We start from the raw sequence: 19,710 nt of genomic DNA, 5'->3' as shown, positions 1-19,710 counted from the left end.
GCATGGCTACTGGATCGTCGACGACCGGGTAGCGGTCGAGACGGTCACCAGCGAGTTGGAGATCGACGACCCGGAGCAGGTGGCCATTTACCACCGGATGACGGACCGGCTCTGGAAAGCCGCCGCCGAGGGCGAGCAGGCGATCGACATTCTGCGCCGGCTGGCCGAGGAGTACCGACGACAGCGGTAGCCACCCATGGCGACGGCCCCGGAGCGCACGCTGCTCCGGGGCCGTGTCCGGNAATCAGGCCGGTCGGGTAGCTGGGCCTTCGCGGCGAACGCCCGGCCNGACGAGCAGGCCGCCAAGCAGGCCGACGGCACCCAGNCCACCAATAGGCCATCCAATGGCCCGGCGGNTGGTAACTGCNGAGTCGCAGCTAGCGACGTAGGTTTTCGTGTCACCACCNAACTTGGCCCCGTAGTTGCCGTAGTAGGGCGCAAGCGCGTTGCTGAGGTCATCGACACGGGCCTCGTGGGCAGCGCCGCTGGCGTCCTCGGAGAACCCATTTCCGCACGTGAAGTTGTGCCCGCCAGCCGACGCATGAACGGGGATCGCGAGCGTGACGATGGCGCCGACAACAAACAAGGCAGAGATCAAGATCAGGAATTGTCGAAGACTCACAGTTTCCTCCGGTGACAGTTAGTCGACTCCGTACAGTCGCTGCTGTTCCGCCAGGCATTACAGCCGCGCTGCTCGAAGTTCCGGCGGCGCGCGGCCATCAACTGCTCAAATCCCGGCTGGCGCCGACGCCGGCGGGTAATGGTCAACGCCGTCGCGGCGCCGAGGATGGCCAGGCCGATCGCGTAACTGGCGGGTGATTCGTGGCGGCCTTCGTTCATCGCCCCTCGCATTCCGCCACGGTGGTGCGGGCGTGGCCGGGGATGTGGCAGGCCGGCGGCGCGTCCGGCGCCCAGCTGGCGGCGAGAGTGATCAGCACGACCGCGGCCGCCGCCGCGAGCGCGCCGAGGAGGATGCGGGTCACAGCGCACCCCACAGGATGCCGGCGGCCACGATGAGCGCGAAGGCTCCCGTGGCGGTCGCAGTGAAGTGCTGGCTGAGGCTCCACTCCTGGCCGGGTGTGGCGAGCCGCCGGCGGAGGGCCCGGAGGCGGGTGCGGATCTGCATCCGGTGGCGGCCGCGGTGCGCGTGGTGCTCGCTCGATCGCACGGAAACCGCACGGAAACGCCGCGATTCACCCCGTACTGAGACGGTGTTGGGCGAGTGAAGGGAGCCTAACTCGCGCAGCTCAGCGTAGTGAGACGAGATGTGACGACGGGTGGCGGATTGCCCGAAGGGTTGTTGGTTCGAGTCCAACCGGGGGAGCTTCACCCCAGGTCAGCGACCTGGGGCTCTTTCATGTCTGGGCTGATTTGGCCCGAACCCGCCAGAAACCCGCCATTTTCAACCCGCCATTTTCGTCAGGCGCCAGCGCCTTCTCCGAACATGCCTTCGAGTGCCGCCGCTGAGGCTTCATTGGCCACCCGGCGCTTCCGATAGTGCTTGTCGGCGACCTTCTGGGTGTTGCCGAGCTGATCCGCGATTGCGCTCAGTGGAAGGCCGGCTTCGTCCAACACCGAGGCGACCGTCTTGCGGAAGACGTGTGACGTGACCCACCCATAGCCGACTTCGGCAAAGGCTTCCTGAATGCGCTGTACGACGTTGCTTGGGTCCAGCCACTCACCGTTCCACTCGAGTACAGGGGACCGCCGGCCGAGGCAAGCTTCCGCCGCCGCAGCATCGGCACCGACCACTCCGGCACCCGCAGCAGGAGGCCCGGTTGGTTGCCCTTATGGTTGGCGATCCGGACGAGCCCCTGGCCCTTGACCCGGATCAGGTGATGCCCGACCGCCACCGTCCGTTCCTGTGGGTCGACGTTGAGCGAGCAACTCGCGGCGGAGCACCACTTGGTCACCTGGGACCCGCAGGCCCGGGAGGCCCTCTGCCACCGAAACCGCCTTCCTGGACGTGAGGTAACTGCTGGCTCATGAGTAGAAATCGCGTCCGTATTGTTCCGGTGGCAGCCTGAAGTCGTGCGATCGTTCGGACCCACGTTCGACGTCGCGGCTCTGTCCGACCTGGAGACCACGGTGGCCTGAACCGGGAACTCGGTGGCCTGAACCGGGAACTCGGCGTCCTGGATCGGGAACTCGGCGTCCTGGGCCGGGACACGGTGAAACCCGGTCGTTGACGCGCTGCGATTGCCGTAATCTCCGGTTTCCCGTGCTTGCTGTTCGGCCCGCTGGGTCGGTACCTGCGGTGCTGTGGGCGTGTCACACAAGGCAGAGCGGTCCGGGATGGACCCTGGAAGACAGAGTGGGAGCCATGAACGAGAGATCGGCTGACGACGCGTGGAGACCGCGGTGGTGGCTGTTCGGGGTCTTTGTCGTGATCGCCGGTGTTCATGTGAGCAGCGGCTGGTCGACATCGGACGCCATCGGGCTCCCGGTCGGTTTGGCGTGCACGGCGGTCCTGGTGTTCGTTCGGCGACTGCCGCCCTGGATGACCGGCGAACAGTTGCCTCGCCCCTGGTCACGGTCGTGGTTACGCGGCCGGCGCAACCGTCTGACCTTGGCGTTGATCGTCGCTGTGCCGGCCCTGGCGGGGATTGTCGTGGCTTTCGTTGATCATCCACCGCGTGGTGCCGAGATCCTGTACGCGACGTTCGTCGTGACGTGTGCGCTGGGGGTAGTCGTGTCGGTCGCGGTGAAATGGGTGCGAACCGTCGGTAGCCTCCGCCTGCTCGCAGAGGCGCGGACACCGCTGTCAACGCAAACTGTGACCGAAACCGGACCATTTGTGACCGGTACGCTGACTTTTACCGATGGTTCACCGGGTTACTTCACCCTCAGCGACTGCCCGCCGTCTGTTGTTTCGGCGATCGGCCGGACCGGAAAGCTCTGGGTGAACAGTGCTCGTCCCGGTGCCATTGTGGCGGGTCCGCCGGGTGGCGATGACTTTGCCCGCGGCAAGACCACTGTGGACTGGTCGTCTCTTCGGGCGTGGACTCCGCCTCCGCAGTCGAATGTCCACAAGCGACTTCGCCGACGCTCCATCACTTTCTGGGTCGTGCTGGTGCTGGCGGCCGCGTTCCAGGTCACAGCCTTCGTCGCGCTGGGTGGTGTGCTGGCATGGACCCTGCTGGTCGTGATGATCTTCGTTGTTGCCGTTATGGGTATCCGGCGGTTACGACTGGGGTTTACGACCGCCTTGCTCGATGCCGGAATGTGGACCGAGGTTGCCGCGGCTAGCTCTCCAGAGGGGTGGAGGTCCCGGTCCATGCGGGGCTGGGCCGTCTTTCCGGATGGGATCCGCGCTCGTTTCACCATAACCAGCTGCCCGCCGGAATTGGCCTGGCAGGTCGCCATCCGGCGCAGGCTGTGGATCGCGGGCGAGTCGCGCGCGGGCGCAGCCGTGGTGGGGCTGCCCGACGGGGTCACCTTCGCCATCGCCGATTTCGCCGTGAAGGAGCGAGAATATCGTCGGCAGCGGGCGCGCACGCGCGGTTCGGCGCTTGGGGCTGACGGTTTCCGTTCCTGATCGGCGTCGGGCTCGTCGCACGATTCAGTCGTTCAGCAGGCGGGTGAGGGCTTCGCGGGCGGTGGCGTTCCGGTCGGCGAGTTTGGCCAGTTCCTCGGCGAGTGCCTCGAGCCATTCGTCCACGCCGATGGCCCGCCGGCTGATCACCACATCGCGCACCACCTGCCGGACCTCGGCTTCCAGGCCGTGCCGGCCGGTGCGCAGTTCGAGCTGGCGGTCCGGCGTGTGCACGCGCAGGGCCACCGGCGTGCGGTCGCGGCCGAACAATCGGCGCTGCCGCTCCACCTCGACCACGCCGGGCGGCAGCGCCTGGCCCAGCGTCTCGGACAGCAGCCGGTAGTACGACTCGATATCGGCCCGGTCGCTGCGCAATGCCTGCGCCAGCAGGTGCACTTCCAGCATGGTGATCAGTCCGTCAGTGGTAGCACGAGTTGGGGCTTGGCGATCGTGTGGTCGGCGCGCAACGGTTTCACCGCGGTGCCGATGGCGAAGAATTCCGTGGTGTGGCCACCCCATCGGTGCGGCAGTGAAAGCAACTGCACGCCGACGATCCCCTCGGCTGCCAACTGTTCGGCTTCCGCCTGCATCCGGGCCATCGCCAGCTCACGCGCGTCGTAAAGAGCCTGGGTGAACTGCGGAATCTCCACGTTCTGCCCGATATTGCCCACGGCTTTCCAGAAACGCTGATGCGCGATGTGGTACACACAGGTGCCCATCACCATGCCCAGCGGGGCGTACCCGGCCTGGACCAGCGTCCAGAAGTCCTGACCGGACAGGTCCGAGGTGAACGGCTTTCCGGTGTTGTTGCGCCACTCGCCGGGCTTTTCCGCCTTCACCGCCGTGCCCACCGCGATGAACTCGGCCAGGTCGCTGCCGAACTCCTTGAACTCGATGTCCAGCCGGACCCCGACGATGCCGTCCGCGCCGAGCACGTCGGCCTCGGCCTCCATCCTGGTCATCGCCAGCTCGCGGGCGTGATACATGGCCGTGGACAGCACGTCCAGCTCCTGGTTGCGTCCCCAGCGGGCCAGTTGGAAGCCGACGTGGTAGATGCTGGAGCCCAGGACCAGACCCAGCGGGCGGAACCCCGCCTCCCGCACGAGCAGGAACTCGTTCACGCTCAGATCGGAGGTGAACAGCGGTGTCTTTCCCTCCGGCTGCATGTGCGACAGGCGCTGCATCGCATCCTCGGGAATCCCTTCGGCGACTGTCATGGGGTGCTCCTCCCCGCGTTGAGCGGCATCATGGTCAATCCCCGCGTAGGCGCGCCCGGCGAGAAGCGGGCGATGGCGGTGCCGAACACTTCGGCCTGTGCGACCAGCCAGGATTCCTGTGCGGCCCAGGCGTCCACGGACATGGACGAAACGACCGCACCGTCGGCGCTCGCCCCGCTGACCCGTGCCGTGAACTCCTTGCGCGCCGCGGACCGCGCCTGTGCGACGAGTTCGGTGCACGCGCGGATTTCGTAGTTACCCGCCAACATCGCAAGGTCCCGGCGCGTCCCGTAGTCGAGATAGCGCGTCTGAATGGTCACCCCGAAGACGAATCCGACCGGGACCCATCCGGAGAGCAGCAGCTTGGCGACATCCGGCCCGGGCAGGCCGGTGGTGAACGGCCGCCGGGGCCGGTGCGCGGAGCGGGCGCGGACCGCGGTGCCCAGCGCGACGAACTCCTCGATGTTCTGGGTTTCGCGCTCCACCGTCATATCGATGCCCAGCACACCGTCGGCGCCTATCCGGGCCGCTTCCGCCATCAGGCGCTGCATGGCCAGTTCGTACCCGCGCCGTTGCGCCGCTGCGTATTCGCGGTAATCCAAGGTGACGCCGACCCCTAGCGGCCGGCTGATCCGTTGCACCGTGCAGCCCATCACGTCGCCGACCGGGTCGAAGCCGACAGCCTCCAACGACGCGGTGTCCGGGGCGGTGAGCAGGGAGGTTTTTGATCGCGAGCCATCGAACCGGGCGGCGCGGTGCGCTACCGCCGGCGGCAAGCCCTGCCCGTCCCATCCGGCCACGGCGCCATCCCTTCTCGCCCGGCTCATGCTACCGGGCGTGCGATCAGGCCGTGCCGTATCCGCCACCGCCCGGTGTCCGGATTTCCAGTGTGTCGCCGGTTTGCAGATCGACGGAGTCGGAGCCCGCGAGTTCTTCGACCGTGCCGTCGGTGCGGATGACCCGGTTGTGGCCGAGCGCGCCCGGCTGCCCGCCCGCCATGCCGTAGGGCGGGACGCGGCGGTGGCCGGACAGCGTGCTGGCGGTCATCGGCTCGCGGAAGACGAGGCGCCGGATCACCCCGTCGCCGCCGTGCCAGCGTCCGGTTCCGCCGCTGTCGTGGCGGACACGGAATTCGTCGATCAGCACCGGGAACCGCCATTCGAGCACCTCGGGATCGGTGAGGCGCGAGTTCGTCATGTGGGTTTGCACGGCCGATGTGCCGTGAAAGCCCTTTCCGGCGCCGGAGCCGGAGGCGATGGTTTCGTAGTACTGGTGGCGTTCGTTGCCGAAGGTGAGGTTGTTCATCGTCCCCGATCCTTCCGCCTGTACGCCGAGGGCGGCGAAGAGCGCGCCGGTGATGGCCTGGGAGGTCTCCACGTTCCCGGCCACGACGGCCGCCGGGTATTCCGGAGACAGCATCGTCCTTTGTGGAATGATGATGTCGATGGGGCGCAGACAGCCGTCGTTGAGCGGAATGTCGTCGGCGACGAGGGTGCGAAAGACGTAAAGCACGGCCGCGGTCGCGACGGAGGAGGGGGCGTTGAAGTTGCTGTCGAGTTGTGGTGACGTGCCGGTGAAGTCGATCGTGGCGGTGCGCGCCTGACGGTCGACCGTGACCTTCACGGAGATCGTTGCGCCGGAGTCTGTTTCGTACCGGTAGTCCCCGTCGGTGAGGGTGTCGATGACCCTCCGCACGGCCTGTTCGGCGTTGTCCTGCACGTGCCGCATGTAAGCCTGGACTACGTCGAGTCCGAAATGGTCGATCATCTTGCCGACCTCTTCGACACCCTTGGCGTTCGCCGCCACCTGCGCGCGGAGGTCGGCGAGGTTGGTGTCGGGGTCACGGGACGGGTAGGGCGCGTCGGTGAGCAGGCGCCGGGTCTCGGCCTCGCGGAACTGTCCGCCGGAGACCAGGAGCCAGTTGTCGAACAGGATTCCTTCCTGCGGCAGCGAGGAACTGGTGGCGGGCATGGAACCGGGGGTGATGCCGCCGATTTCCGCGTGGTGGCCGCGGGAGGCCACATAGAACAGGATGTCCCGGCCGTCGCGGTCGAAGACGGGGGTGATCACGGTGATGTCCGGCAGGTGGGTGCCACCGTGGTAGGGGTCGTTGACGGCGTAGACGTCGCCGGGCTGGATGTTTCCGGCACGACGGCGGATGACCTCCTTGACGCTGGTGCCCATGGAGCCGAGGTGGACCGGGATGTGCGGGGCGTTGGCGACGAGGTTGCCGTCGGGGTCGAACAGGGCACAGGAGAAGTCGAGGCGTTCGCGGATGTTCACCGACTGCGCGGTCGCTTCCAGCCGGGTACCCATCTGCTCGGCGATCGACATGAACAGGTTGTTGAAGATCTCCAGCAGCACCGGATCGGCCTGCGCGGTGACGTCCTCCTCGGCCGGCGCCACCACCCGGGCCAGCAGCAGGTGCCCGTCCTCGGTGACGTTCGCCTGCCAGCCGTCGTCGACCACGGTGGTGGCGTTGGCCTCCGCGATGATCGCCGGCCCGGTCACGGTTTCCCCCGCCCGCATCCGTTCCCGCTGGTACAGCGGTGCGTCCCGCCAGGCGTCCCCGCTGTAGAGACGGACGGTGTCGACCGGTCCGGTCTGTGACTGCTCGGCGTTACCGAGGCGGGACAGGTCGGGCTGGTCGGTGACGCCGACGGCCTCGACCGTGACCGCTTCCACGATCACCGGCCGGTCCATCAGGAACGAGTAGGTCTTCTGGTAGCCCGTCCGGAAATCAGCGACCATGGTGTCCACATCGGACAACGTGACGGGGATGAGGGTGTCGGTGCCGTCGTAGCGCAGGTGGACGCGGCGGTTGATGCGGATTCGTTCCGTGGCAACGCCTTCGTCGAGTAGTTCGGCATGCGCGGCGTCCGCCAGTTCAGTTGCCACCTCCTGCAGCCGCGGCAGGATGTCCGCCTCCAGCGGGGCGACCACGGACTGCTCGCGCATGGTGGTGGTGTCGGCCAGACCGATGCCCAGTGCGGAGAGCACCCCGGCCATGGGGGGCACCAGCACGGTGCGGATGCCGAGCGAGTCGGCCACCGCGCAGGCATGCTGGCCGCCCGCCCCGCCGAAGGTGGTCAGCACGTACCGGGTGACGTCGTGTCCTTTTTGGATGGAAATCTTCTTCACCGCGTTGGCCATGTTCGCCACCGCGATCCGCAGGTAACCCTCGGCGACCTGTTCCGGGGACCGGTCATCGCCCGTCCGCTCCCGGATCTCGGCGGCCAGTCCGGCGAACCGCTCCCGCACGAGATCGGCGTCCAGCGGCTGGTCGCCGTCGGGACCGAACACGGCGGGGAAGTGCGCGGCCTGGATGCGCCCCAGCATCACGTTCGCGTCGGTGACGGCCAGCGGCCCGCCGTTGCGGTAACACGCGGGCCCGGGGTGCGCACCCGCGGAATCCGGGCCCACCCGGTAACGGCTGCCGTCGAAATGCAGGATCGACCCGCCGCCCGCGGCAACCGTGTGGATCTCCAGCATGGGGGCGCGCAGCCGTACCCCGGCCACCTGCGCGGTCACCACCCGTTCGAACTCCCCGGCATAGTGGGAGACGTCGGTGGAGGTGCCGCCCATGTCGAACCCGATCACGTGGTCGAACCCCGCCAGCGCCGACATGCGCACCATGCCGACGATGCCGCCCGCCGGACCGGACAGGATCGCATCCTTGCCCCGGAAATGCCGCGCCTCGGCCAGGCCCCCGTTGGACTGCATGAACATCAACCGCACATCGTCCAGTTGCGCGGCGACGTGGTCGACGTAGCGGCGCAGTACCGGTGACAGGTAGGCATCCACGACGGTGGTGTCACCGCGCGGCACCAGCTTCATCAACGGGCTGACCTCGTCCGACAGCGACACCTGCGGGAAGCCGATCTGCTCGGCCAGCTTCCCGATCTGCTGCTCATGCGCCGGATACAGGTGGCTGTGCAGCAACGCCACCGCGACCGCGCGGATCCCGTCGCGGTAGGCCTCCCGTAACTGCGCGGCCAGTGGATCCAACTCGGGTGCGCGCAGCACCTCCCCCTCGGCGGTGATCCGCTCGTCCACCTCGATCACCCGCGCGTACAGCATTTCCGGCACCTCGATACGCCGGTCGAAGATCCGCGGACGGTTCTGGTAGCCGATCCGCAACGCGTCACCGAAACCCTTGGTGATCACCAAGACCGTCGGCTCGCCCTTGCGCTCCAGCAGCGCGTTCGTGGCCACCGTCGTGCCCATCCGCACCGCCTCGACCTGCTCGGCCGGCACCGGCTCGTCCTCGGTGATCCCCAGCAGCGCACGTACCCCGGCCACGGCCGCGTCCGAATACCGGCCCGGATTCTCCGAGAGCAACTTGTGCGTCACCAGCCGCCCGTCCGGATATCGCGCCACAACGTCGGTGAACGTGCCGCCACGGTCGACCCAGAACTCCCAAGCACCAGCCATACAGGCAGTATCCCTCCTGTGACGTGGCGGCGCGGGAACTCGCACGCCGGAACCGGGAAATCAGATCCCTGAACCGGGAACTCGCGCGTCTGGGGCGGGAACTCAGGTGCCTGGGGCGGGGACACGGCGGGAAAGGGGACGCAGGGGCGAAGGTCCCCGCCGCCGGGGACGTAGGCCCGTCGCTGGAAAGCCGGGATTCTCCGTAACTTCACGGCAGGAACTACCGTCGGGGCAAGGAGTGAGTCCGATGGCGGGAAACACCGCGGGCCCGATCGTGGTGGGCGTCGACGGGTCGAGTTCGGCCGTGCAGGCCGCGCGCTGGGCGGCCGCTGAGGCGGCGCAACGAAACCGCACCCTGCGGTTGGTGCATGCGCTCGACGACCTCAAGTTGGGTTACCCGCTGCCCTCCGGCACCGATGATGTGGCCGTCATGTTCGGGCGGCGTGGCCAGCGGCTGCTGCATGAGGCACGCGACGCGGTGCGCGAGGTGGCTCCGGACGTGTTCGTCGAGGTGGAGTTGAGCGAGCGCCGGACGGTGGAGGCGCTGCAAGCCGAGTCGGAGACGGCGAGCCTGCTGGTGTTGGGCACGACCGGCATCCGGCCACTGGGGCGGGCGCTGGTCGGGTCGGTGTCGGTCGCGCTGGCCGCGCATGCGAACTGCCCGGTCGCGCTGATCCGCGCGCACGCCGGCGACGAGGCGCCGCCCGTCGACGGTCCGGTCGTGGTCGGGGTCGACGGCTCACCGGCCGGCGACGCGGCCGTCGCGCTGGCCTTCGACGAGGCATCTTGGCGGGGTGTGCCGCTGGTCGCGGTGCACGTCTGGGACGACTCCTTCCTGGCCGCCCTGGTCGAGGAACACCGGATGAAGCTGGAGCGTTCCGCGGTGGAGGAGCACGAGCGGGAACTGCTCGCACAGCGGCTGGCCGGCTGGGCGGAGAAGTACCCCGACGTCGAGGTGCGGCGGCTGGTGCAGCGGGGCCGGGCGGCCGACGAACTGCTCTCGGTGGCCGACCGCGCGCAGCTGATCGTGGTGGGCAGCCGCGGGCGCGGCGGCCTGGCCGGGATGCTGCTCGGTTCGACCAGCCAGACGCTGATGTCGTACGCCCTCTGCCCGGTTGTCGTCGCCCGAGCGGCATGATCGCCGCCAGGAGCCACGAAGGAGGAGATTTCGGTGATGCGAGCACAGGACATCGTGAGCGCTCTGGTGGTCACCGTGACGACGTTGAGGCCCCGGGTGGTCACGGCGAACGTGTCGGCGGGTGCGCGGTGACGGCGGCGGACGGCGCCGTCGTCGTCGGGATCGACGGGTCGCCGGAGTCCGAGCGCGCGCTGGACTGGGCCGCGGACGAGGCCGCGTTGCGCGACGCAACCCTGCACCTGGTGTACGCGTTCGCGCCGCTGGCCGCGTTCAAGGGCGCCGGACTGCCCGTGCTGCGGGATACCTATTCCGAGTTCGCCGGGGCGGGCCGCAGGCTGCTCGAGGAAGCGTCCGCAATGGTGGGCGGCCGGGTCGCGGTGACCACCGACATGCTGGAGGAACCGCCGGTCCGTGCGCTGCTGGAGCTGTCCGGGCGGGCGCGCATGATCGTGCTGGGTGCGGTGGGCGCGGGCGGTTTCGTCGGCATGCTGGCCGGTTCCACCGCGGTTTCGGTGTCCGCACACGCCCGCTGCCCGGTCGTGATCGTGCGCGGCAGCCGGCGGCCCGGACCGGTGGTGGTCGGGGTGGACGGCAGCCAGGCCGGGGCGCGGGCGATCGCGGCGGCCTTCGACGAGGCGGCCTGGCGGAAGGCGACGCTGGTCGCCGTGCACGCCGTCCAGGACCGCGAGTTCCTGGGAACGAGCCGGCCGGACCAGGCGAGAGAAGCCGGGCAAGCGGTGCTGGCCGAAAGCCTCGCCGGCTGGCAGGAGAAGTACCCGGACGTGCGGGTGGAGCGGGTCATCGTGCCCGGCCGCCCCCGGCACCAGTTGCTGGACCACTCCGAGCGTGCTCAGTTGGTGGTGACCGGCAGCCGGGGCCGCGGTGGGTTCGCCGGCCTGGTGCTCGGCTCCACCAGCCAGGCGTTGATCCACCACGCGGACTGCCCGGTGATGGTCGTACCCGGCGAGCGCACCTGAGCTCATGCCTGTTTCTCCGCGAGTTTGCCCGCGACCGCGACCGCGACCGCGATCGGGTCGGCCGGGGAGCCGCGGCTCGACACCGGATTACTCATGCGGATCCTGACGCTGAGCCCGGGCGCGAGCAGTCTCAAGGCCGCGGTCGTCGTGCACGGCGACACGACCGTGACGCAGACCTGGGCCCATGCGGACATCGCCGCGTTCGCCGAGAGGGTCCACGCCATCAGTGCCACGCCGGACGCGGTCGCCGTCCGGTTCGCGCACGGTGGTTCGCGCCCGCGCCCGGTGGTGCTCGACGAGTCCGAGCTGGCGAACCTGGAGCGCCTGACCGCGCTGGCACCGACGCAGCAACCGGTGTCGGTGCAGGCGGTGCGGCTGATGTGGTCGCTGCTGCCCGGGGTCCCGGTCATCGCCTGCTTCGACACCTCGTTCCACAACGGACTTCCGGAGGCGGCGGCCCGCTACGCCCTGCCGCGCACCTGGACCAGGCAGAACCGCTTGCGCCGCTACGGTTTTCACGGCCTGTCCTGCCGGTACGCGCTGCGCCGCACCGCGCGGATGCTCGGCCGGGACTCCGATTCGCTGCGGCTGGTGTGCTGCCATCTCGGTTCGGCGGTGTCGGTGACCGCGATCCGGGACGGCCACAGCGTGGATACGTCGATGGGATTCACCCCGGTCGAGGGCGCGGTGTCCTCCACGCGGTCCGGTTCGGTCGATCCGGGGCTGCTGCTGCACGTGTTGTCGACCGGCGAGATCGGCGTCGACGAGATGAGCGAAACGCTGTTTCTGCGTTCCGGGTTGGCCGGCATGACCGGCACCAGCGGGGACGTGCGCGAGGTGCTCGCCGCGCGGGCCGCCGGAGATTCCGAAGCCGATATCGCGATCGGGGTGTACCTGCACCGGCTGCGCCGGGAGATCGGCGCGGCCGCGATGAGCCTGGACCGGCTCGACGCGGTGGTGTTCACCGGCGGTGTCGCCGAGCATCAGCCGGCGCTGCTCTCCGAACTCCTCGGTGGGCTGGCGCCGCTGGGCCTGCAGATCAGCTCCTCCCGGGTGGCGGAGCTGGGGGACCGGCTGATCAGCGTGGACGGTGCGGCGGTGGCAGTGCTGATGATCACCGCGCGGATCGAACTCGAACTCGCCCGCGCCGCGGAGGGAACCATCGCGGGGATGGATTACTCGTCGTAGGCCTCGACGTAGGCCAGCGCCTGGGTGAGGGAGTCGTGTTCGGTGCCGGCGGTGAGGATGGTGTGCGCGGCGGGCCAAGGGTGCACATTGGCGGCCATGTGCCGGGCGATCTCCGGCGTGGCGTCCGAGTTCGGGTCGACCCGCTCGGCGAGCCGTTGCGCGGTAATGGTTTCCGGCGCCCAGCACCGCAGCTGGACCAGCCGGCTGCGGGCCTTGCTGGCGACCTCCGCGGCCAGCGTCCGCTGTTCCACCGCGGTCCAGGAGGCGTCGAGCACCACGGTTTCGCCCAGCCCGAGCAGTTCTCCGGCGCGGCGGCACAGCTCCCGGTAGGTCTCCGCGGTGTGCGCCGGGTCGTAGAGGCCCTCGCGGTAGCCGGCCGCCGCGCTCTGGCCGGGCGGCAGCCCGGCGATTTCCTTGCGCACCCGGTCCGAGCACAGCACCGTGGCGCCCAAGCGGTCGGCGATCGCGCCGGACACGGTCGACTTGCCGGACGCGGGCAGCCCGCCGACCAGGATCAACCGGGGCACGCCCTGGCGCAGATGCCGCAGCGCGAGCCCGGCGTAGGTCCGGGCGCGGCCCGCGGCGTCCCGGTCGCCCTGGGCGTGGCGCAGGCAGGCCACCTTGGCCCGGACGAACGCGCGGTAGGCGATGTAGTGGTGCCGCAGCGCGGGTGGCGCGGTGTCGCCGGAGAACTCCGCGTACCAGTCGAGCAGTTGACGTGCCAGCTCGGGAGCCTTGAGCCGTTCGAGGTCCATGGCCAGGAAGGCGATGTCGTCGAGAGCGTCGAGCCAGCGCAGGTGGTCGTCGAATTCCAGGCAGTCGAGCACGCGCGGACCGTCGGCGAGGCAGAAGATGTCGTCGGCGAGGATGTCGCCGTGGCCGTCGACGATCCGGCCACCGGACATCCGCCGGTCGAACAGGACCTCGCGCCCGGCAAGGAAGTCCTCGGTCAACCGCTCGATCTCGGCGACCACCGTGGGTTCGAGCACCACACCGTGGAACGGCTGGACCTGCCGGAAACTGTCCCGCCACCGGTCGCGGACCGCGTCGCGCGAGCCCTGGGCGGTGATCTCCGGACCGCGGTCGGCGCCGGCGTGGAAGGCGGCGAGCTTGCGGGCCAGCTGCTTGATCGTGCCGTCCAGCGAGCCACCGTGACGCACCAAAGTGGACATTCGGCGGTCGTCCGGCATGCGGCGCATCACCACGGCGTGGTCGCACAGTTCGCCGTCGGGACCGGTGATGTCGGCGACTCCCAGGTAGATTTCCGGGGACAGCCGCCGGTTCAGCGTGACTTCCTTGTGACACATGCGATTCCGGGTTTCCCGCTCGGTGTAGTCGAGGAAACCGAGGTCGACCCGTTTCTTCAGCTTGTAGACATGATCGCCGACGAAGAACACCACGCCCGAGTGGGTCTCGGTGACGGCGAACTCACGGGAGGGCATGTCCTCAGGCTCGCCCGGGTGGGCCGGTGCCGAAAGGGGCCTAAGTCCTCGCTACTCCTCGCTGTCCCGGACGTGCCGGCCGTCGCGCAGCTTCGTGGCGAGCACGGCCGCCTGAGTGCGGCGCTCCAGGCCGAGCTTGGTCAGCAAGCGGGAGACGTAGTTTTTCACCGTCTTCTCGGCCAGGTACATGCGCTCGGAGATCTGGCGGTTGGTCAGGCCCTCGCCGATCAGGTCGAGCAGGGTGCGTTCGCGCTCGCTGAGCCCGGCCAGCGGCCCGCTGCTGTCGGCGTCCGCGCGGAGCTTGGCCATCAGGGTCGCGGCCGCGCGGTTGTCCAACAGCGACCGGCCGGAGCCCACGTCACGCACGGCGGAAACCAGTTGCAGGCCCTGGATGTCCTTGATGACGTAGCCGCCGGCGCCGGCCAAAATCGCGTTGAGCATGGCCTCCTCGTCCGTGTAGGAGGTCAGCATCAGCACGTTCAGTTCCGGCAGTTTCGAGCGCAGTTCCCGGCACAGCTCGATGCCGTTGCCGTCGGGCAGGCGGACGTCGAGGACCGCGATGTCCGGCCGCAGCGCCGGCACGCGCGCCAGTGCCTGCGCCGCGCTGGCGGCCTCCCCGACCACGGTCAGGTCCGGGTCGGCTTCGAGCAGGTCGGCGACCCCGCGCCGGACGACCTCGTGGTCGTCGACGAGAAAAACCTTGATCACGAAGTACCCATCCCTTCGGTAGCCGTCACTGTACGACCGGGAGGTCGCGTGCGGCCGTGTCCATGGTCCCCCGTCGCCGGGACAAAAGTCCTCTGTTGATCGGTACCGCGGGCTCTGCCGGTGGCGACGAGCGGCCGTGACGCTGGAAGCATGTTGGACACCTCGACACACCACTGGATTCTGGTCGGCGTCGATGGCTCGCCATCGGCCTTGCACGCGACTCGATGGGCCGCGCGTGAAGCCGCCCGGCGGCACGTTCCATTGCGGCTGTTCCATGCCTGCGTGCTGCCGCCGACCGGGTCCCGGCCGGTCACGCTGCCCGGAGGCGCGGTCGAGGCGCTGGTGGAGTGCGGTCACCAGGTGCTGCGGGAGGCCGAACGGGCCGTGCGGGAGGTCGAGCCGGGGGTCGAGGTCAGCCGCGAGGTGCGCGTCGGTGGCGCCGCCGCGCTGCTCATCGAGGAGTCCGCGAACGCCCGGATGGCGGTGCTGGGCTCGCACGGGCTCGGCGGATTCGAGGGGATGCTGGTCGGCTCGGTGTCGGTCGGGGTCTCCGCGCACGGGCACTGCCCGGTCGTCGTGGCGCGTGGCCGCACCCTGGACGAACCGCCACCGGACCGTGGCCCGGTGGTGGTCGGTGTGGACGGTTCGCGGATCAGCGAGGCCGCGGTCGGGTTCGCCTTCGACGCGGCGAGCCTGCGCGGCGTGCCGCTGATCGCCGTGCACACCTGGACCGACATGTCCGCGGGGGAGACGTGGTCAGTGCTGCCGTTCGACATCGACTACGACGAGGTCGCCGAGGACGAGCGGCGCCTGCTCGCCGAGCGGCTGGCCGGCTGGCGGGAGAAGTACCCCGATGTCGAGCTGCGGCAACTTGTGCTGCGCGACCGGCCGGTGCGCGGTCTGCTGGCGACGGCCGAGGATGCCCAACTGCTCGTCGTCGGTTCCCGCGGCCGTGGCGCGTTGAAAGGCGTCGGTCTCGGTTCGGTCAGCCAGGCGCTGCTGCACCACAGTGTCTGCCCGGTCGCGGTGGTGCGGCCCTGAACCGGGAACTCGCCGGCCTGAGCCGGGGACACGCGGGCCTGAATCGGGAACTCGCCGGCCTGAGCCGGGGACACGCGGGCCTGAATCGGGAACTCGCCGGCCTGAGTCGGGGACACGCGGGCCTGAATCGGGGACACGCGGGCCTGAGGTGGGGACACGGAGACGGGCGCTTAGCACAGGGGGGCGGACCAGACGAGGCGCGTGCCCGAAGGGCTCAGCCGCTCGACCCGGAATGAGCCGCTGACCTGGTGTGCCCGGACCTGGAGGTTGTGCAGGCCGCTGTGGGCGATGCTCTCGGGAATCCCCACCCCGTCGTCGGTGACCTCGATGACCAGGTCGTCGCCCGCTGAGACCGCGACGGTGACGGCGCTCGCCCGCGCATGCCGGACCACGTTGGACAACGCTTCGCGCATCACCGCCTCGGCGTGCTCACCGAGCTCAGGCGAGACCACGCCCACCGGTCCGGACATCCGGACCGTGGTGCGTAACCCCGCGTCGTCGGTCAGGTCGGCGACCACGTCCTGCAACCGCCGGCGCAGTTGCGAGGTGCCGTGCACGTCACCGTGCAGGTCGAAGATCGCCGTGCGGATCTCGCCGATGATGCTCTGCACGTCGTCCACCAGATCGATGAGCCGTTGCCGCACCTCGGGGGCGCGGGCGCGCTGATGGGTGCTCTGCAGCGCCAGCCCGTGCGCGAACAGCCGCTGGATGACATGGTCGTGCAGGTCGCGCGCGATGCGGTCGCGGTCGCCGAGCACCCGCAGTTCGTTGAGGTTGCGCTGGTCCTCGGCCAGCTGGAGGGCGAGCGCGGCCTGGTCGGCGAACCCGGCGACGAGCGGGAGCTGATCGGCCTCGAAGGGGTCCCGGCCGGCTTTGCGGAGGGTCACCAAGACTCCGGAGACGGTGTCGGCTGAGGCCCGCAACGGCAACACGAGCCCGGGCCCGAACTGCTCCTCGCCGGAGGACAGGTCGTAGGTCAGGCTGTCCACCCGGCGGGGCACGGCGCCGCCGAAGGCCGCGCCGCAGCTGGAGCCCCAGACCGGGATGTGCCGCCCGGTCAGGCAGTCGGAGTGGAGCCCGGCGCAGACCGTGACCACCAGGCTGGTCAGCTCGTCGGCGGGAACCTCGGGGTCGGCGGGCTGGGCGAGGAACGCGTAGTCGGCGCCGGTGAGGGCGAGCGCGCGGTTGACGATCAGGGGCAGCACATCGTGCGGATCGGCGGCGGCGAGCAGCTTGACGCGGATCTCGCTGGTCGCCTCCTGCCAGCGTTGCCGGAGCTGGCTTTCCTCGTACAGGCGGGCGTTCTCCACCGCGATACCGGCCGACGCGGCCAGCGCCTGCACCACGGCCTCGTCATCTTCGGTGAACGGCTGCCCGCCCTTCTTCTCGGTGAGGTACAGGTTGCCGAACACCTCGTCGCGCACGCGCACCGGAACGCCGAGAAACGAGTGCATCGGCGGGTGGTGCGGGGGAAACCCGGACGACGCGGCGTGCTGGGACAGATCGTCCAGCCGCAGCGGTTTCGGTTGCCGGATCAGCTGTCCCAGCAGGCCGTGCCCGGTCGGCAGGTCACCGATGCCGCGCCGGGTTTCCTCGTCGATGCCTTCGTAGACGAACTCCGCCAGGCCCTCCTGGTCACGATTGAGCACGCCGAGCGCTCCGTAACGGCAGTCCACGAGGTCGATCGCCGCGCGCACGATCCGGCGGAGCGTGGCGCTCAGCTCCAGACCCGAGGTCACCGCGAGCATCGCTTCGAGCAGCCGGTCCATCTGGTCGCGAGCGCTGATCAACTGTTCGACCCGGTCCTCGACGTCACGCAACAATTCACGCAGCCGCAGTTGTGTGGCACCGCGCAACGAAATCCGCACCTCGTCGAGCGGGACAGCCCCGTCCGAAGGCATGCTGCCATGGTGGCACCGTCCGAACCGGATTACCAGCACGTATGCCATGACCGAGGGCATAAAGACTCGGCCATCGGGGACACCTGCCCCTCCCGGAGCCAGGGCATCCAGAGCACCGTGGACGCAGTGCGAAATCCGTTCCAGGAGCCCACAATGATCACTTCGCCGACCAGTTCATCGCTGAGCGAACCCGTCCGGCTCGCCCTGGACGCGGCCATTCGCGCACCCTCCCCGCACAACAGCCAGCCGTGGCGGTTCGAGGTGACCGGCGACCGGATCGACGTCCTGCTCGACAAGGACCGCGTGCTGAACGTGGTGGACGGCGGTGCCCGCGAAGCGCGCTTGTCCTGTGGCGCGGCGATTCTCAACATGCGGATCGCGCTGCTGGCGGCCGGCCGCACGGGGCTGGTGCACCTGCTGCCGGACACCGATCACGACGAGCACCTGGCGACGTTGTCGGTCCGGGGCGCACGCCCGATCGCGCCCGCCGACACCGCACTGGCCAGGGCGATCGGGCTGCGGCGCAGTAACCGTCGCCCGTTCACCGACCGCCCGCTGCCGGCGCGGGTCCGCCGCGCGCTGGTCGAGGCCGCGGCCCGGGAGGGCGCCGAGTTGGTGCTGCTGGAGCAGCCCGGCGATCTGGACGCGCTCGCGGCCCTGTTGCGTCACGCCGAGCACCTGCAGAGCGAGGACCCGGAGTTCCGGGCGGAGCTGGCCCGCTGGACCGTCACCACCGACAGCCGCGACGACGGCGTCCCGGCGATGGCCGGTGGCCCTCGGCCCGAGCCCGGCAGCCTGCTGACGTTGCGTCACTACGCCGTGTACTCGGCCGCGCAGCCGGACCGGCCCTACGAGCAGGAGCCGCTGGTCGCGGTGCTCAACTCCTACACCGACACGCCGCTGGCCCAACTGCGCGCCGGACAGGGCATGGAGCGGGTGCTGCTCACCGCCACGAACGCCGGGGTGAGCGCCTCGTTCCTGTGCCAGCCGGTGGAGGTTCCGGCCACCCGGCTCGCTCTTCGCCGGCTGCTCGGCAGCCAGGCGCATCCGCAGGTCGTGCTGCGCTTCGGTTACGGCTTCACCGCGCCCGCGACCCGGCGCCGCGCCGTGGAGACCGTCACCCGGCAGCATCTGCCGGAGGAGGTGCCCATATGACCTGGTCCAGCAGCGAGGTGGGCGTGTTCGCCCGAGCGGTCAGCCATGCCCCATCGGTGCACGACACCCAGCCGTGGGCGCTCGAGGCGCACGCCGAGGAGGCCGAGCTGTACGAGCGGTTCGAGGCCGCGCTGCCCCGGCACGACCCCAGCGGCCGGGACCGGACGATCTCCTGCGGCGCCGCGCTGACCAACCTGGAACTGGCGGTGCGCGCCCTGGGGTGGGACACCGAGGTTTCGCTGTTCCCCGAGCCCGATCGGCCCGAGCTGGTAGCACGAGTCCGCGCCGCTGGGCGGAAGGACACCTCCGAGACCGAGGTCGAGCGGTACGCCGCGATCTTCCGGCGGCACAGCTATCGCGAGCCGTTCAGCCTGCATCCGCTCTCCCGGGGTACGTTGCGCGCACTCGCCGGGGTCGTGGACGACCCGGGTGTGCGGGTGCGTGTCATCGACCCGCGCACGGAGAGTTCGACGCTGGCCGAGCTGTTCGACTATGCGGCCGGGGTGCTGCGTGCCGACCGTGCCTACCAGCGTGAGCTGTCGACGTGGACCCGCGGCCCGAGCGACAGCACCCTCCCGTGGGGCGGCCTGGTGCGCACCGACACCCGCGTGCCGGACACGGTCACGCTCACCGAGCGGCTGATGCGCGAGGGCATCCTGGTGGTCCTCACCACGGACGACGGCCGGCGCGATCATGTGCTGGCCGGCGCGGCCATGCAGCAGGTCTGGCTCGCCGCGATCACCCGCGGGCTGGTCGCGTCGGTGCTGACCCAGCCGCTGCAGCTGCGCGAGGTCCGTGCGGGCCTGATCGGGCGGCTCGGGCTCTCCGAGTATCCGCAGCTGTTCCTGCGCGTGGGCAATCCCGTCACTGCGCCGGAGCCGGATGCACCCATCGAGACGACCGGCCGCCCGCCGAGCCAGGCCCCGGTGCGTTCCTAGCGTCCATTCGGAAGGAGCGTTGTTCACAACGTGAGG

19 protein-coding genes are annotated in these 19,710 nt (G+C 69.7%); 8 read left to right on the top strand and 11 right to left on the bottom strand.

Going from position 1 to position 19,710, the window contains the following annotated elements:
- Positions 1 to 190 (top strand): Scr1 family TA system antitoxin-like transcriptional regulator (locus A3CU_RS53635; RefSeq protein ID WP_027945114.1); only part of this gene is annotated, 190 nt, incomplete at its 5' end.
- Positions 191 to 618: 428 nt separating this feature from the next.
- Here A3CU_RS53635 and A3CU_RS52795 read toward each other — a convergent pair.
- The 4 genes from A3CU_RS52795 to A3CU_RS0128185 all read right to left on the bottom strand — a co-directional run bounded on the left by A3CU_RS52795 (position 619) and on the right by A3CU_RS0128185 (position 1,752).
- Positions 619 to 852, bottom strand: a complete 234-nt coding sequence (locus A3CU_RS52795) for a hypothetical protein (RefSeq protein ID WP_156960588.1) — start codon at positions 850 to 852, stop codon at positions 619 to 621.
- The gene (locus A3CU_RS52790) at positions 837 to 983 is read right to left on the bottom strand and encodes a hypothetical protein (RefSeq protein WP_156960587.1); all 147 of its coding nucleotides are present in this window, start codon (positions 981 to 983) and stop codon (positions 837 to 839) included. Before A3CU_RS52790 ends, A3CU_RS52795 begins: the two co-directional genes overlap by 16 nt.
- On the bottom strand, positions 980 to 1,168 hold the full coding sequence (locus A3CU_RS52785) for a hypothetical protein (RefSeq protein ID WP_156960586.1): 189 nt from the start codon (positions 1,166 to 1,168) through the stop codon (positions 980 to 982). The genes A3CU_RS52790 and A3CU_RS52785 overlap by 4 nt, the downstream gene beginning before the upstream one ends.
- Before the next feature lie 251 nt (positions 1,169 to 1,419).
- Positions 1,420 to 1,752 (bottom strand): hypothetical protein, encoded by a 333-nt coding sequence (locus A3CU_RS0128185; RefSeq protein WP_027945113.1) that lies wholly within the window; start codon positions 1,750 to 1,752, stop codon positions 1,420 to 1,422.
- An 817-nt stretch (positions 1,753 to 2,569) separates the two neighbouring features.
- Here A3CU_RS0128185 and A3CU_RS47005 point away from each other — a divergent pair.
- On the top strand, positions 2,570 to 3,538 hold the full coding sequence (locus A3CU_RS47005; protein WP_156960585.1) for a hypothetical protein: 969 nt from the start codon (positions 2,570 to 2,572) through the stop codon (positions 3,536 to 3,538).
- Between the two features lie 24 nt (positions 3,539 to 3,562).
- Here A3CU_RS47005 and A3CU_RS0128170 read toward each other — a convergent pair whose 3' ends face one another.
- Genes A3CU_RS0128170 through A3CU_RS0128155 form a run of 4 tightly spaced genes read right to left on the bottom strand, consistent with a single transcriptional unit; the run spans position 3,563 to position 9,186 of the window.
- Positions 3,563 to 3,940 carry a hypothetical protein gene (locus tag A3CU_RS0128170; RefSeq protein WP_027945112.1) on the bottom strand — a complete coding sequence of 126 codons (378 nt, stop codon included), beginning with the start codon at positions 3,938 to 3,940 and terminating at the stop codon, positions 3,563 to 3,565.
- Between the two features lie 5 nt (positions 3,941 to 3,945).
- Entirely contained in the window at positions 3,946 to 4,752 is an 807-nt protein-coding gene (locus A3CU_RS0128165) for a heavy metal-binding domain-containing protein (protein ID WP_027945111.1), read from the bottom strand.
- On the bottom strand, positions 4,749 to 5,552 hold the full coding sequence (locus A3CU_RS0128160; RefSeq protein ID WP_052372299.1) for a heavy metal-binding domain-containing protein: 804 nt from the start codon (positions 5,550 to 5,552) through the stop codon (positions 4,749 to 4,751). The genes A3CU_RS0128165 and A3CU_RS0128160 overlap by 4 nt, the downstream gene beginning before the upstream one ends.
- Positions 5,553 to 5,595: 43 nt before the next feature.
- Positions 5,596 to 9,186, bottom strand: coding sequence for a hydantoinase B/oxoprolinase family protein (locus A3CU_RS0128155; RefSeq protein WP_027945109.1), 3,591 nt, complete (start codon positions 9,184 to 9,186; stop codon positions 5,596 to 5,598).
- A 247-nt stretch (positions 9,187 to 9,433) separates the two neighbouring features.
- Between A3CU_RS0128155 and A3CU_RS0128150 the strand changes: the two genes are divergently transcribed.
- The 3 genes from A3CU_RS0128150 to A3CU_RS0128130 all read left to right on the top strand — a co-directional run bounded on the left by A3CU_RS0128150 (position 9,434) and on the right by A3CU_RS0128130 (position 12,489).
- Positions 9,434 to 10,324 carry a universal stress protein gene (locus A3CU_RS0128150; RefSeq protein ID WP_027945108.1) on the top strand — a complete coding sequence of 297 codons (891 nt, stop codon included), beginning with the start codon at positions 9,434 to 9,436 and terminating at the stop codon, positions 10,322 to 10,324.
- 128 nt (positions 10,325 to 10,452) lie between these two features.
- A complete protein-coding gene (locus A3CU_RS0128140; RefSeq protein WP_027945107.1) occupies positions 10,453 to 11,301 on the top strand; it encodes a universal stress protein in 849 nt (282 codons plus the stop codon).
- A gap of 93 nt (positions 11,302 to 11,394) precedes the next feature.
- Positions 11,395 to 12,489 (top strand): acetate/propionate family kinase, encoded by a 1,095-nt coding sequence (locus A3CU_RS0128130; protein ID WP_027945106.1) that lies wholly within the window; start codon positions 11,395 to 11,397, stop codon positions 12,487 to 12,489.
- On the opposite strand, the gene A3CU_RS0128125 is transcribed toward A3CU_RS0128130, so the two are convergent.
- Complete coding sequence (locus tag A3CU_RS0128125; RefSeq protein ID WP_027945105.1) at positions 12,477 to 13,931, bottom strand: bifunctional aminoglycoside phosphotransferase/ATP-binding protein; 1,455 nt, start codon at positions 13,929 to 13,931, stop codon at positions 12,477 to 12,479. The genes A3CU_RS0128130 and A3CU_RS0128125 overlap by 13 nt on opposite strands.
- Positions 13,932 to 13,982: 51 nt before the next feature.
- Positions 13,983 to 14,639 carry a response regulator gene (locus tag A3CU_RS0128120; RefSeq protein WP_027945104.1) on the bottom strand — a complete coding sequence of 219 codons (657 nt, stop codon included), beginning with the start codon at positions 14,637 to 14,639 and terminating at the stop codon, positions 13,983 to 13,985.
- Between the two features lie 150 nt (positions 14,640 to 14,789).
- Between A3CU_RS0128120 and A3CU_RS0128115 the strand changes: the two genes are divergently transcribed.
- The gene (locus tag A3CU_RS0128115; protein WP_027945103.1) at positions 14,790 to 15,680 is read left to right on the top strand and encodes a universal stress protein; all 891 of its coding nucleotides are present in this window, start codon (positions 14,790 to 14,792) and stop codon (positions 15,678 to 15,680) included.
- Between the two features lie 170 nt (positions 15,681 to 15,850).
- On the opposite strand, the gene A3CU_RS0128110 is transcribed toward A3CU_RS0128115, so the two are convergent.
- Positions 15,851 to 17,581 carry a sensor histidine kinase gene (locus A3CU_RS0128110; RefSeq protein WP_169739699.1) on the bottom strand — a complete coding sequence of 577 codons (1,731 nt, stop codon included), beginning with the start codon at positions 17,579 to 17,581 and terminating at the stop codon, positions 15,851 to 15,853.
- A gap of 153 nt (positions 17,582 to 17,734) precedes the next feature.
- Between A3CU_RS0128110 and A3CU_RS0128105 the strand changes: the two genes are divergently transcribed.
- Together A3CU_RS0128105 and A3CU_RS47000 are read left to right on the top strand one after the other, a co-directional pair.
- On the top strand, positions 17,735 to 18,736 hold the full coding sequence (locus A3CU_RS0128105) for an Acg family FMN-binding oxidoreductase (protein ID WP_052372298.1): 1,002 nt from the start codon (positions 17,735 to 17,737) through the stop codon (positions 18,734 to 18,736).
- Positions 18,733 to 19,674 (top strand): Acg family FMN-binding oxidoreductase, encoded by a 942-nt coding sequence (locus A3CU_RS47000; protein WP_052372296.1) that lies wholly within the window; start codon positions 18,733 to 18,735, stop codon positions 19,672 to 19,674. The genes A3CU_RS0128105 and A3CU_RS47000 overlap by 4 nt, the downstream gene beginning before the upstream one ends.
- Positions 19,675 to 19,710 lie beyond the last annotated feature (36 nt).

The organism is Amycolatopsis taiwanensis DSM 45107 (genome assembly GCF_000519205.1).
GTDB lineage: Bacteria > Actinomycetota > Actinomycetes > Mycobacteriales > Pseudonocardiaceae > Amycolatopsis_E > Amycolatopsis_E taiwanensis.
Note: the sequence above shows the minus strand (reverse complement) of the source record. Positions and strands in the feature narration are given on the sequence as shown.